This is a genomic window from Microbacterium algihabitans (genome assembly GCF_032464975.1).
GTDB classification, from domain to species: domain Bacteria; phylum Actinomycetota; class Actinomycetes; order Actinomycetales; family Microbacteriaceae; genus Microbacterium; species Microbacterium algihabitans.
Map to the genome: position 1 here is coordinate 59,942 of NZ_JAWDIU010000001.1, position 12,504 is coordinate 72,445.

Annotated in this window: 13 protein-coding genes; 6 read left to right on the forward strand and 7 right to left on the reverse strand. The window is 69.9% G+C overall.

Annotation, left to right across the window (positions count from 1 at the left end; translation table 11 throughout):
* Window positions 1-214: 214 nt before the first annotated feature.
* Both RWH43_RS00310 and RWH43_RS00315 read right to left on the reverse strand, forming a co-directional pair.
* Window positions 215-859 carry an FMN reductase gene (locus RWH43_RS00310; protein WP_316000364.1) on the reverse strand — a complete coding sequence of 215 codons (645 nt, stop codon included), beginning with the start codon at window positions 857-859 and terminating at the stop codon, window positions 215-217.
* A gap of 1 nt (window position 860) precedes the next feature.
* Window positions 861-2,093: an LLM class flavin-dependent oxidoreductase gene (locus RWH43_RS00315; RefSeq protein ID WP_316000365.1), complete on the reverse strand. Its 1,233-nt coding sequence runs from the start codon at window positions 2,091-2,093 to the stop codon at window positions 861-863.
* 136 nt (window positions 2,094-2,229) lie between these two features.
* Here RWH43_RS00315 and RWH43_RS00320 point away from each other — a divergent pair, with 136 nt between their 5' ends.
* Window positions 2,230-3,321 carry an acyltransferase family protein gene (locus tag RWH43_RS00320; RefSeq protein ID WP_316000366.1) on the forward strand — a complete coding sequence of 364 codons (1,092 nt, stop codon included), beginning with the start codon at window positions 2,230-2,232 and terminating at the stop codon, window positions 3,319-3,321.
* 249 nt (window positions 3,322-3,570) lie between these two features.
* Here RWH43_RS00320 and efeB read toward each other — a convergent pair whose 3' ends face one another.
* The 3 genes from efeB to efeU are packed head-to-tail and all read right to left on the reverse strand — an operon-like array spanning window position 3,571 to window position 7,174.
* Window positions 3,571-4,866 (reverse strand): iron uptake transporter deferrochelatase/peroxidase subunit, encoded by a 1,296-nt coding sequence (efeB, locus tag RWH43_RS00325; RefSeq protein WP_316001100.1) that lies wholly within the window; start codon window positions 4,864-4,866, stop codon window positions 3,571-3,573.
* 2 nt (window positions 4,867-4,868) lie between these two features.
* A complete protein-coding gene (gene efeO / locus RWH43_RS00330) occupies window positions 4,869-6,098 on the reverse strand; it encodes an iron uptake system protein EfeO (protein WP_316000367.1) in 1,230 nt (409 codons plus the stop codon).
* Window positions 6,099-6,157: 59 nt separating this feature from the next.
* Window positions 6,158-7,174 (reverse strand): iron uptake transporter permease EfeU, encoded by a 1,017-nt coding sequence (gene efeU / locus RWH43_RS00335; protein ID WP_316000368.1) that lies wholly within the window; start codon window positions 7,172-7,174, stop codon window positions 6,158-6,160.
* A gap of 190 nt (window positions 7,175-7,364) precedes the next feature.
* On the opposite strand from efeU, the gene RWH43_RS00340 reads away from it, so the two are divergent.
* Window positions 7,365-8,381 (forward strand): isopenicillin N synthase family dioxygenase, encoded by a 1,017-nt coding sequence (locus RWH43_RS00340; protein WP_316000369.1) that lies wholly within the window; start codon window positions 7,365-7,367, stop codon window positions 8,379-8,381.
* Window positions 8,382-8,399: 18 nt separating this feature from the next.
* Window positions 8,400-8,723, forward strand: coding sequence for a hypothetical protein (locus tag RWH43_RS00345; protein WP_316000370.1), 324 nt, complete (start codon window positions 8,400-8,402; stop codon window positions 8,721-8,723).
* Between the two features lie 66 nt (window positions 8,724-8,789).
* On the opposite strand, the gene rpsO is transcribed toward RWH43_RS00345, so the two are convergent.
* Window positions 8,790-9,059, reverse strand: a complete 270-nt coding sequence (gene rpsO / locus RWH43_RS00350; RefSeq protein WP_013583433.1) for a 30S ribosomal protein S15 — start codon at window positions 9,057-9,059, stop codon at window positions 8,790-8,792.
* A 238-nt stretch (window positions 9,060-9,297) separates the two neighbouring features.
* Here rpsO and RWH43_RS00355 point away from each other — a divergent pair, with 238 nt between their 5' ends.
* From RWH43_RS00355 to RWH43_RS00365, 3 genes are all read left to right on the forward strand, one after another.
* On the forward strand, window positions 9,298-9,519 hold the full coding sequence (locus tag RWH43_RS00355) for a DUF167 domain-containing protein (RefSeq protein WP_154095933.1): 222 nt from the start codon (window positions 9,298-9,300) through the stop codon (window positions 9,517-9,519).
* Window positions 9,516-10,820, forward strand: coding sequence for an MFS transporter (locus RWH43_RS00360; protein WP_144828387.1), 1,305 nt, complete (start codon window positions 9,516-9,518; stop codon window positions 10,818-10,820). Before RWH43_RS00355 ends, RWH43_RS00360 begins: the two co-directional genes overlap by 4 nt.
* A gap of 98 nt (window positions 10,821-10,918) precedes the next feature.
* The gene (locus tag RWH43_RS00365; RefSeq protein ID WP_144828389.1) at window positions 10,919-11,836 is read left to right on the forward strand and encodes a DMT family transporter; all 918 of its coding nucleotides are present in this window, start codon (window positions 10,919-10,921) and stop codon (window positions 11,834-11,836) included.
* A 102-nt stretch (window positions 11,837-11,938) separates the two neighbouring features.
* On the opposite strand, the gene RWH43_RS00370 is transcribed toward RWH43_RS00365, so the two are convergent.
* Complete coding sequence (locus tag RWH43_RS00370; protein WP_144828392.1) at window positions 11,939-12,499, reverse strand: YceI family protein; 561 nt, start codon at window positions 12,497-12,499, stop codon at window positions 11,939-11,941.
* Window positions 12,500-12,504: the final 5 nt, after the last annotated feature.

Genomic DNA, 12,504 nt, shown 5'->3' on the forward strand with positions numbered 1-12,504 from the left:
AAACCCCCGATGACGACTGAAGCTGCGCGAATCGCTCACCCTGCGCCGTCACGCCCGCACACCGCGATCCGCGCACCCTCAGCAATCCGCACATCCTCAGCCCGAAACCCCCGATGACAACTGAACCTGCGCGAATCGCTCACTCTGCGCCGCTGCGCGCACAGCACGAAGCCCCGCCACCCGAACGAACGGGCGACGGGGCTCCGTCACAGGGTCACTCCCCCGACAGACCACCCAGCAGGTGGCCGAACGAGCGGCCTTCGCCGAGGTACGACGAGGGGTCGAACGGGTCGGCGTCGCGCGCGGGTTCGCGGGCGGCGATGGCATCGGCGAGCTCACGGGCGCCGCGGTCGACGCGGGATCCGAGCGGGGCGACCTCGTCGGCGTTGGCACCCCAGTCGCTCGAGGCGGCGAACACACCGGTCGGCACGGGGTTGGCGTGCAGGTAGGTGAACAGCGGACGGATCGCGTAGTCGATCGCGAGCGAGTGCCGGGCGGTGCCGGCGTTCGCTCCGATGAGCACGGGGGTTCCGGTGAGCGCCTGCGGGTCGAGCACATCGATGAACGACTTGAACAGACCCGAGTAGCTGGTCGAGAAGATCGGCGTCACCGCGATGATCCCGTCGGCCGAGACGACCGTGTTGATCATCTGCTCGAGGGCGGGCGGGGCGAAGCCGGTGAGCAGGTTGTCGGTCAGCTCGTGGGCGTAGTCGCGCAGCTCGAACACGTCGGCGGTGGCCTCGATCCCGCGCTCGCGCAGCTCCGCGAGCACGGCGTGGCCGAGTCGATCGCCGAGCATGCGGGTCGACGAGGGCGTCGACAGGCCCGCGGTCACGACCGCGATGCGACGGGCGGCCATCTCAGGCACCGACCTTGGTCGCTGCGGCGCCGAACGCGCTGCCCGAGCGGGGCGCGGCATCCTGGTACGGGCTCCCCGACACCATGTTGTCGCCGCGATTCGCGCCGGGGACCGCCTGACGCGGAGCCGCGCCGGCGTAGATCTTCTCGACCTGGTTGGCGTGCGTGGGGGCGTCGGGCACCTCGGCCGGGCGGTTCTTCTGCAGCTCCTTGCGCAGCACCGGCACGACCTCGCCGCCCAGGATGTCGAGCTGCTCGAGCACGGTCTTGGTGGGAAGACCGGCGTGGTCGATGAGGAAGAGCTGGCGCTGGTAGTCGCCGAACGTCTCGCGCATCGCGGCGTACCGGTCGATGATCTGCTGCGGCGAGCCGACGGTCAGCGGGGTCATCTCGCTGAAGTCCTCGAGGCTCGGGCCGTGACCGTAGACGGGCGCGTTGTCGAAGTACGGGCGGAACTCCCGCACGGCGTCTTGCGAGTTGGCGCGCATGAACACCTGACCGCCGAGGCCGACGATCGCCTGCTGCGGCGTGCCGTGGCCGTAGTGCGCGAAGCGCTCGCGGTACAGCGTGATGAGGCGCTGGTAGTGCTCCTTGGGCCAGAAGATGTTGTTCGCGAAGAAGCCGTTGCCGTAGTAGGCGGCCTGCTCGGCGATCTCGGGCGTGCGGATCGAGCCGTGCCACACGAACGGGGGCACGCCGTCGAGGGGACGCGGGGTCGAGGTGAAGCCCTGCAGCGGGGTGCGGAACTTCCCCTCCCAGTCGACGACGTCTTCACGCCACAGCTTGTGCAGCAGGTCGTAGTTCTCGATGGTCAGCGGCAGCCCCTGACGGATGTCCTTACCGAACCAGGGGTAGACCGGGCCGGTGTTGCCGCGGCCGAGCATGAGGTCGGCGCGACCGTTCGACACGTGCTGCAGCATCGCGAAGTCTTCGGCGATCTTCACCGGGTCGTTCGTGGTGATGAGCGTCGTGGAGGTCGTGAGGATGAGGCGCTCGGTCTGGGCCGCGATGTACGCGAGCGTCGTCGTGGGCGACGACGACCAGAACGGCGGGTTGTGGTGCTCGCCGAGGGCGAAGACGTCGAGGCCGACCTCTTCGGTGTGCTTGGCGATCGTGAGCGTGTCCTTGATGCGCTGGGCTTCGCTCGGCGTCGTGCCGGTGGTCGGGTCCTGGGTGATGTCGCTCACCGTCATGACACCGAACTGCATTCCGGGCCAGGTGTTCGTCTCGTTCATGATGCGACCTCCGTTTGTATGCATCTGAATATACATGGTGGAACGCACCACGCCCAGCTTTATTCCGCCTACCTCACCGGCATCCGGAAACCGCCCCCGTCGACCCGTCACGGGCTCGCGACTAGCGTCGCTCGAGATGACGGATGCCGTGACCCCCATCCCCGCGACCGCGCGCGTGCCCTTCTGGGACAACGCCCGCTTCGCCGCGATCGTGCTCGTCGTGCTCGGACACGCGATCCAGCGCCTCACCTACGACTCGGATGCCGCGGAGGCACTGTACCTGCTGGTCTACGCGTTCCATATGCCGCTGTTCGCCCTCGTCTCGGGCTACTTCTCGTCGGCGGCCGAGCCCACGCGGCGGCGGATGGCGCGCGTGTTCACCGATCTCATCGCCCCGTACGTGATCTTCGAGACCCTCTGGACGATCGTGCAGTTCGCCGTCACCGGCCGCACGAACCTCGACCCGGCCCAACCGTCGTGGACCCTGTGGTTCCTGCTCGCGCTCGCGCTTTTCCGTGTCGCCCTGCCGTATCTGGCTCTGCTGCGCGCCCCCGTCGTCTGGGCACTGGCGATCTCGGTCGCCGCGGGATACCTGCCGAGCATCGACTCGACCTTCTCGGTCTCGCGGTTCCTCGGCCTGCTGCCGTTCTTCACCCTCGGGTGGTGGCTGCGCGAGCACGACGTCGTCGCACGCCTCGGGCTGCTCGCGAGCCGCCCGGTATGGATGCGGGTGGTCGCCGCGGGCATCCTCGCGGGAGCCGGCGTGCTCGCCTTCGTGTTCGTCGACACGTGGCAGGATCTGCGCCTCGGAACGTGGTTCTTCTTCGTCGACGCCTACGTCGATCTTGACGCCCCGCACTGGTGGGCGGGCGCCGTGCGCCTGGCGATCATCGCCCTCGCGTTCGTGCTGATGGCGGCGTTCCTCGTGCTGATCCCGCGCCGCGAGACCCGGTGGACGCATCTCGGCCGTTCCACGTTGTACGTCTACCTGCTGCACACGTTCGTGCTCTACCCGTTCCGCCAGTCGGGGGTGCTGCGCGGGCTCGAACCGATGTGGGTGTGGATCCCGGTCGTCATGCTCGCCAGCGTCGCCATCACCGCGGCCCTGTCGAGCCGCCCGGTGCGGCGCGTCTTCCGCCCGCTCGTCGAGCCCCGGATGCCGTGGCTCTTCCGCGATCGCGCGCTCGGCGCAGGCCGCGAGCCCGCAGCTGCCCGGCGAGGTCCCTGAGCCTGTCGAAGGGACCCGGTGGCTTCGACAAGCTCAGCCACCTACCCAGCGAGGTCCCTGAGCCTGTCGAAGGGACCGAAACCCTCAGACGCCCGGTGACTTCGTACCCAGGTCCCTGAGCCTGTCGAAGGGACCGGAACCCGCAGACGCCCGGTGACTTCGTAGCGAGGTCCCTGAGCCTGTCGAAGGGACCGGAACCCGCAGACGCCCGGTGACTTCGACACGCTCAGCCACCTGCCGACCGGAACCCTACGCCCCGAGCAGGCCCGCGCCGATCGAGGTGCCGGCCGGGGCGGCGGGCGGCACGGCCCACAGTCCCGAGCCCACGTGGCGCAGGTATTCGCCCATGGCATCCGTCGCCAGGGCCTTCTGCAGGGTGATGAAGCGGTCGGGGCTCTTCTGGAACGACAGGAAGAACAGCCCCGCGTTGAGGCGTCCGAGATCGGTCGTGCCGTCGACGAAGTTGTATCCGCGGCGGAGGATGCGGATGCCGCCGTTCATGTCGGGATGCGCGAGCCGCACGTGACTGCGCGCGTCGATCGCGGGCTTGTCCGTCGCCCCCACGGCCGAGAAGTCGGGCGCGGCGAACTCGTCGCCACCCGAGAGCGGGGCGCCGTTCGCCTTGTCGCGCCCGACGACGCGATCCTGCTCGGCGAGGCGCGTGCGGTCCCACGTCTCGATGAGCATCGCGATGCGGCGCGCGACGAGATACGACCCGCCCGCGAGCCACGCCGGACCCTCGGACGCCGACACCCACACGTTCTCGTCGAGAGCGGCCGTGTCGTCGGCGAGGATGTTGGCCGTTCCGTCCTTGTAGCCGAACAGGTTGCGCGGCGTGGACTGGTCGGCCGTGGTCTTCGACGTGCGGCCGAATCCGAGCTGCGACCACCGGATCGTCGCCCGCCCGAAGGCGATGCGACTGAGGTTGCGGATCGCGTGCACGGCGACCTGGGGGTCGTCGGCGCACGCCTGGATGCACAGGTCGCCGTCGGAGCGGAGCGGGTCGAGGTCGTCGCCGAGGAAGGCCGGGAGCCTCTCGAGCCCCGCGGGCTTCTGCGCCTCGAGACCGAAGCGCTGGTCGAACAGCGAGGGACCGAAGCCGAAGGTGATCGTGAGGTTGCTGGCGGGCAGGCCGAGCGCCTCGCCGGTGTCGTCGGGCGGGGCTTCGGGCGAGCCGTTGACGGCGCCGCTCGCGCTCACCTCAAGCCCCTGCATCATGCGGGTGGCTGCGTACGTCCAGTCCGACAGCAGCTCGGCCAGGTCGTCGCGGGTGGTGCGCGCCATCATGTCGTACGACGCGAAGTGCAGGTGCTCCTGCACCTCCGTCGTGATACCGGGCTGATGGATGCCGCTGGCCGGCGCCGCGGCATCCATCACCGCCTTCTGCTGCTCACGCGCGAACGCCTGCCCGCCGACGAGGCCACCGCCCGCGCCCACGACGAGTCCCGTGGCGCCGGCGCCCAGCGCCAGCCCCATCAGTCCGCGGCGGGACAGGCCACCGGCATCCGGAGTCTTCTCGTCGGCAGCGTTCTCGGCGTCGCTCATGCTCACTCCAGGATCGTGACCGTCAGCTGCGACAGCGGCTCGGCGAGGGCGTTGATGAGGTCGGTGAGCTGGCGCTTGTCGGCCTCGGTGACCTGGCTGTAGGGAACGAAGCCGGCGTCGAGCGAGCCGTAGGTCGCCAGTGCCGCCTCGAGGTCGGCGTACCCGGCGTCGATGCGGGTGACGAGCTCGGCACCCTTGTCGCCCTTCGACTCGGCGAAGTCGCGCACGAGCGAGAAGGCCATCTTCGAGCCCTCGACGTTCGCGGCGAAGTCGTTGAGGTCGGTTCCCGACCACCAGTCCTCTTCACCGCTGATCTTGCCGGTCGCGACCTCGTCGAGCAGCGCGATCGCGCCGTTCGAGATGCCCGCCACGCCCTGGTCCTCGAGGGTCTGCGTGAAGGTGTCGGAGTGCACGTAGTCGTACAGCTCCTGCGTGTCGGCGATCAGCTTGTCGCCGTAGGTCGCGCGCTCGGCGGGCGTCGAGGGCGCCCAGTCCTTCCACGCCGGCGTCTCGCCGTCGGCGTTGAGCGCATCGTGCGCGGGGACCCACAGGTCCTTTTCGATGCGGTGGAAACCGGTCCACTCCAGGCCCTCGGCGACCGCGTCGACCTCGCGGTAGTCGATGCGCGGGTCGAGGTCGCCCAGCGCCTCCGCGATCGGCTCGATGCGCTCGTAGAACGCCCGCACGCGCGGGAACTGCTCGCGGGCGGTGGCGTCGTCGCCCGACTCGTAGGCGGCGGTGAAGCTCTGCACGGCGGGGAGGAGCTGGCCCGTCTGGTCCTTCACGAACGCGGCGTAGAGGTCGACGGCCTGCTTCTTCTGCTCGGCATCCGGACCCTCGACCGCGACGGCGTCACCCGTGACGGTGAAGCTCTTCTTGCCCACGCCGTCGCCGACCATGCCGGGCTTGCAGAGGGTGAAGTAGTCACCGGGCTGGGCGACGACCGTGAGGGTGCGCGAGGCTCCCGGGGCGACGTTCTCGACCTCGCCGACGATGCGCAGGCCGTCGGAGGCCAGCAGGTAGAACTCGGTGACCTGGTCGCTCTTGTTCGCGATGTCGAACGCGACGGTGCCACTGGGCGCCGTGCTCGCCGACACCGCGCAGTCGTCCGCGGTCGAGGTGACGGCGAGCGCTCCCCCGGCGGCCGCGTCGGCCTTGGCGACGCAGCCCGAGAGGGCGAGGACGGCCGCGCCGGCCACGGCCGTGGCCGCGAGGAGGCGTGTCGAATTCATGGGTGCTCCGTTCGGATGTGGGGCGGATGCCGCGGCGCCCAGCGCACGCGGAAGAAGGGTCAGGACGTGGCGGGGGTCGCGGTCGAGGTGGTCCTCGCGACAGGGGTGGTCGGCGAGGCCGGGGCGGGCGAGGGTGCGGCCGCGGGGGCGGCCGGGACCGACGCGGCTGCAGCGGCCTGCGCGGCGCGCGGTCGGCGGTTGCCGCGGACGCCGCGGATGAACAGCGGCACGACCACGGCGATGTAGACCACCCACGCGATCACCTGCAGCCACGTCATCTTCGGCATGAAGCCGACGGTGGCCTGTAGAAGCGCGGCGAGCGCGCTGTCGGGCGCGATCACGGCGGAGACGTTGAAGGCCCAGCCGAAGGGAATACCCGCCCAGCCGATCGCGACGAGTCCGGTCGCGGGATCGACGGGAGCGCCGGCCCCGAACGGACCGGGCAGGGCACCGGCCTCCTGCAGGTCGTGGAAGGCGTAGGCCAACACGCCCGCGGCCACGACGACGAGGAAGCCCCCACTCCAGGTGAAGAAGCGGCCGAGGTTGAGGCGCAGCATGCCGCGCGCGATGAACCATCCGAGCACCGCGGCGACGCCGAGGCCGATGACGGCGCCGATCAACGCGATCGCCTGGTCCTGGAACGACTGCACCATGGCCCACAGGAACAGCGTCGTCTCGACGCCTTCGCGGGCGACCGAGACGAACCCGATCGCGACGAGCGCCCAGACGCCCCCGCGCAGCGCCTTGTCGACGCCGCCTTCGAGGCCCGACTTCATCGTGCGGCCGGCCTTCTGCATCCAGAAGATCATCCAGGTGACCATCGCCACCGCGAGCAGCGACAGTCCGCCGCCGAGCAGCTCCTGCGCCTCGAAGGTGAGCATGTAGGCGCTGAAGGTGAACGCGGCACCGATGGCGAGCGCGAGCGCGATCGCCAGGCCCACTCCGGTCCACAGCTTCGGCAGCGCGTCGCGCCGGCCGACGCGCGTGAGGTAGGCCACGAGGATGCCGACGACGAGCGCGGCCTCGAGGCCTTCGCGGAGGCCGATGAGGAAGGTGGCGAAGAAGCTGGCAAGCACGGGCGGGTGTTCCGACTTTCGTGAGAGGACGGGGCCGCGACGGTGCGGATCAGGTAAGGACAGCCTCACCTGACTGTGACAGATTACGCACATTCGTCGATTCGCGCACCTCGAAATCGCCTTCAGAACCTCGGAAGTAACCCGCGGCAACATTCGCGCGCGCCATCTCGCGCCGATCTAGCCTCGACCCATGTCCGAGCTCAATCTCCCCGTCCTCGACCTCTCGCTCCTCGATCAGGGGCCGGATGCCGCCGCCCGGTTCCGCGACGAGCTGCGCGCCGCGACGCACGACGTCGGATTCTTCTACCTCACCGGCACGGGCGTGAGCCCGGCCCTCGAGGAGCGCCTGCTGCAGGCCGCGAAGGACTTCTTCGCCCTGCCCGATGCCGAGAAGCTGTCGATCGAGAACGTCACGAGCCCGCACTTCCGCGGCTACACCCGCGTCGGCGGCGAGCTGACGCAGGGCCGCGTCGACTGGCGCGAGCAGATCGACATCGGCCCCGAGCGCGAGCCCGTGACCGACCCCGACGGCCCCGGCTACAACCGTCTCGTCGGACCCAACCTGTGGCCCGCCGCTCAGCCCGAGCTGCAGGAGGTCGTGGCCGAGTGGCACGATCACCTCACCGGCATCGCCCGCAAGCTCCTGCGCGCCTGGGCCCTCGCGCTCGGCGCCGAGGAGCAGTACTTCGACCGCCACTTCGGCGACCCGCAGACCCTCATCAAGATCGTCCGCTACCCCGGCAAGGACGACCCGACTCCCCAGCAAGGGGTCGGCGCCCACAAGGACTCGGGCGTGCTCACCCTGCTGTGGGTCGAGCCCGGAAAGGGCGGCCTGCAGGTCGAGCGCGACGGCGAGTGGGTCGACGCTCCCCCGGTCTCGGGGGCCTTCGTCGTCAACATCGGCGAACTGCTCGAGTACGCCACGCAGGGCTACCTCACGGCGACCAACCACCGGGTGATCTCGCCGCGCTTCCCCGACGAGCGCATCTCGGTGCCGTTCTTCTTCAACCCGGCCCTCGACGCGCGCCTGCCGATCATCGAGCTTCCCGCCGAGCTCGCCGCCGATGCCCGCGGCGTCTCGCAGGACCCGTCGAACCCCATCCACGCGACCTACGGCGAGAACGCGCTCAAGTCACGGCTGCGCGCCCACCCCGACGTGGCCGAGCGCTGGCACCCCGACCTGGTCGCCGCCCGCGCGGCATCCTGAACCCCGTTTGCAATCCAGGTGGCTGAGCCTGTCGAAGTCACCGGTCCTTTCGCGACCGAGGTGGCTGAGCCTGTCGACGCCACCCACCCCTTCGCGACGGAGGTGGCTGAGCCTGTCGAAGTCACCGGTCCGTTCGCGACCCAGGTGGCTGAGCCTGTCGACGCCACCCACCCCTTCGCGACGGAGGTGGCTGAGCCTGTCGAAGTCACCGGTCCCTTCGCGACCCAGGTGGCTGAGCCTGTCGAAGCCACCGGCCCCTGCGCGACCCAGGTGGCTGAGCCTGTCGAAGCCGCCGGCCCCGTCAACAGGCTCAGCGACCTCTCTCCCCGCATCCGGGAATGACGAAGGCCGCCCCACACTGTGGGGCGGCCTTCCAAGAATGTTTTGCGCGATAGAACGCTGGTGCGATTAGCGACGCAGACCGAGACGCTCGATGAGCGAGCGGTAACGGTTGATGTCGACATCCTGCAGGTAACCCAGCAGGCGACGGCGCTGACCGACGAGCAGGAAGAGTCCACGGCGCGAGTGGTGGTCGTGCTTGTGGATCTTGAGGTGCTCGGTGAGGTCCTTGATGCGCTGCGTCATCATCGCGACCTGCACCTCGGGGGATCCGGTGTCACCGGGGTGCGTCGCGTACTCTTCGATGATCGCCTTCTTGACGTCTGCTTCGAGTGCCATAGATGGGATCCCCTTCCTTCTCATTGCGCGGCGCCCGTCACACGATGTGCGAGCTCTCTTTATCCGCGGCCGATCGAACGGCAACCGCATGAGTCTACCAGCATCCGGATGCCGGGACCGCACCGGTCGGCGACGCTCGAGCCCGGCCGCGCAGGGTGCTCGTCGGGGGGCTCCGGATGCCGCCATCCCGACGCCGCGCGCGACCGATGGTGTCGGAGGCCTGGCGTAGCCTCGATCCGTGCAGCTCACCGTCCGCGTCAAACCCGGAAGCCGGCGCGGCCCCCTCGTGGAAGACACCGCCGACGGGCTCGTGGTCCACGTCCGCGAGCGCGCGGTCGACGGCGCGGCCAACAACGGCGTCGTGAGGGCCCTCGCCGCCCACTTCGCGGTGGCCCCGCGCGACGTCGAGATCCTGCGCGGCCACTCCGCGCGCATCAAGCGGATCGAGGTCGACGCATGAGCGTGCGCCAGAGCGCCTTCATCGACATCCGCCCCCTGACAACTTCTCCCGCGTTCGCGCGCCTGTGGGTCGGGTCGACGCTCGCCGGCCTCGGCGGTCAGCTCACGGTCGTCGCCGTCATGCTGCACGTGTTCGAGCTCACCCAGAGCACCCTCGCGGTGTCGATGATCGCCGTGGCGGGGCTGCTGCCCATGATCGTCGCGGGCCTGTACGGCGGAATGCTCGCCGACGCGTTCGATCGACGCACCGTGGCGCTGCTCGCGGCCGTGGTGACCTTCGTCTCGACGGCGTTGCTGGCGGTGCTCGCGTGGACCGGCCTCGAGACCGTGGCGTGGCTGTTCGTGCTGAGCGTGGTGAACTCCGCGGCGAACTCGATCGTCATGGCGACCAAGTCGGCGATCACCCCGCGCCTGATCTCGCGCGACCTGCTGCCCGCGGCCGCGGCGCTGCAGGGCGTGACGGTGGGGATCATGGTCATGGCGGGCCCGGCCCTCGCCGGCGTCCTGGTCGCGTTCGCGGGGTACGCGTGGACCTACTCGCTCGACGTGCTGCTCATGACGTCGCTGTTCCTCGGGCTGTGGTCGCTTCCCAAGCTCCGCCCCGAGGGCGAGATCGTGCGGCCCGGTCTCGAGTCGCTCCGCGACGGCATGCGCTTCCTGCGCCGCGCGCCGAACATCCGCCTGCAGTACGTGCTCGACATCATCGCGATGACCTTCGGCCAGCCCGTGGCGCTGTTCCCGGCGATCGGCGCGGTCCTCCTCGGCGGTGGGGCGATCACCACGGGTGTCCTCACCGCGGCGGTCGCGGCGGGGGCGTTCTTCTCGAGCCTGTTCTCGGGCCCGATCGGTCGCGTGCGTCGCCAGGGGCTCGGCATCGAACGCGCGATCCAGGTGTACGGGCTGTCGATCGCCGCGTTCGGCGTCGTGCTCCTGGCCGCGACCCTGGGCTGGGCGCGCCCCGCCGACACCGGCGAAGAGAACGGGGCGGTGCTGCTGATCGTGCTCGCGGCGCTCGTGCTCGCCGTCTCGGGAGCGGCCGACAACGTCAGCGCGATCTATCGATCGACCATGATGCAGGCGGCGGTCCCGGATGCCATGCGGGGGCGCCTGCAGGGCATCTTCGTCGTCGTGGTGGCGGGCGGCCCCCGCATCGGAGCCCTCTACGCCGGCACGCTGGCGACGCTGACGGCGCTGTGGGTTCCGCCCCTGTTCGGCGGGATCGTCATCCTCGGGCTCGTCGGCACGCTGGTGCGGTTCACGCCGCGGTTCCGCGCGTACGACGCGCTCGACCCGCAGCCCTGACCCGCCGCCCGACACGCGCCTGCCGATCGTCGGCGGATTTCGGCCGTCGCAGCCGACCGGCCCGCACGATGTCGGTGGTCGGCCGTAGTGTCGGCTCCGTGGCATCCACCCCCGCTCCCTCCCCCGTCTCGATCACCGTGCAGTTCGTGCTCACGGGCATCGTGTGGGGGTCGAGCTTCCTCTTCATCGCCGTCGCGCTCACCGGCATGACCCCGGCGCAGGTCGCGGGCGGCCGACTGCTGTTCGGAGCCCTCGCCCTCGCGGCGATCGTGGCGATCCGACGCGAGCGACTCCCCCGCACCCTGCGCGTCTGGGCGCACCTGTGCGTCTTGTCGGTGTCGTTCTGCGTCGTACCGTTCCTGCTGTTCGCGTGGGCCGAGCAGCACGTGTCGTCGGGCCTGGCGAGCATCTTCAACGCCACCACGCCGATCATGACGGCGGTGATGGCCTGGGCGGTGTTCCGCGTCGAGAAGCTCCGCGTCGGTCAGCTCGTGGGCATCGGCGTCGGCATCGCGGGCGTGGCGATCATCATCGCCCCCGGGGCCGTCGGCGAGGTCGGAGACAGCACCATCGCCCAGCTCGCGCTGCTCGGCGCGACCGCCTGCTACGGCTTCAGCCTCGCCTACATGCGGCGCTTCCTCGGCGACAGCGGCCTCTCGGGCGTGGCCTTCGCCTTCGGCTACATCGGCCCCGCCGCCGCCCTCATGGTGCTGCTGTCGCCGTTCATCCTGGCCGAGCCGCCACGCCTCGACCTGCCCGTCGTGGCGAGCATCGTCGCCCTCGGCGTGCTCGGCACCGGCGTCGCCTACGTCTGGAACCAGAACACGCTGCGCGCCTGGGGTCCCACGCGTGCGTCGACCGTCACCTACATCACGCCCGTCGTCGGCGTCGCCCTGGGCATCGTCGTGCTGGGCGAGACCATCAGCTGGAACGAACCGGTCGGCGCCGCCGTCGTCTTCCTCGGCATCCTGCTGGTGCAGCAGCGGATCCGACTCCCCCGCCGAGCGCACGCCTGACGCATCGCCCCGAAAACACGACAGTCCCGGATGCCATGGCATCCGGGACCGCACGGAAACGACGAGGGCCCGGATGCCGCGGCATCCGGACCCTCGTGAAGATCACGCCTGGAGCGAGAGCTGCAGGTCGAGCTCGATGGTAACGTCCTTGCCGACGAGAACGCCGCCCTTCTCGAGGGCCGCGTTCCAGGTGAGGCCGAAGTCCTCGCGATTGATGACCGTCTTGGCGGTCGCGCCGGCCTTGTAGTTGCCCCACGGGTCGGTGCCGAAGCCACCGAAGTCGAGCGAGAAGGTGGCGGGCTTGGTGACGCCGCGGATGGTCAGGTCGCCGTCGACGAGGAAGTCGCCGTCTTCGAGGCGAACGCCGGTGGAGCGGAAGTCCATCGTCGGGTAGGTCTCGATGTCGAAGAACTCGGCCGAACGGAGGTGCTGGTCGCGACCCTCGTCCTTGGTGTCGACCGAGGTGACGTCGACCGACGCCTCTACGGTGGCCTCGAGGGGGTTCTCGGGGGCGACGATGGTGGCGCTCTTGACGCCGAAGGTGCCGCGCACCTTCGAGATCATCATGTGGCGCACCGAGAAGGTGACCTCGCTGTGGCTCGGGTCGAGGACCCAGGTGCCGGTCTTGTAGCCGGGGATGTCGAGGGCGGTGGTGTCGGTCATGTCAC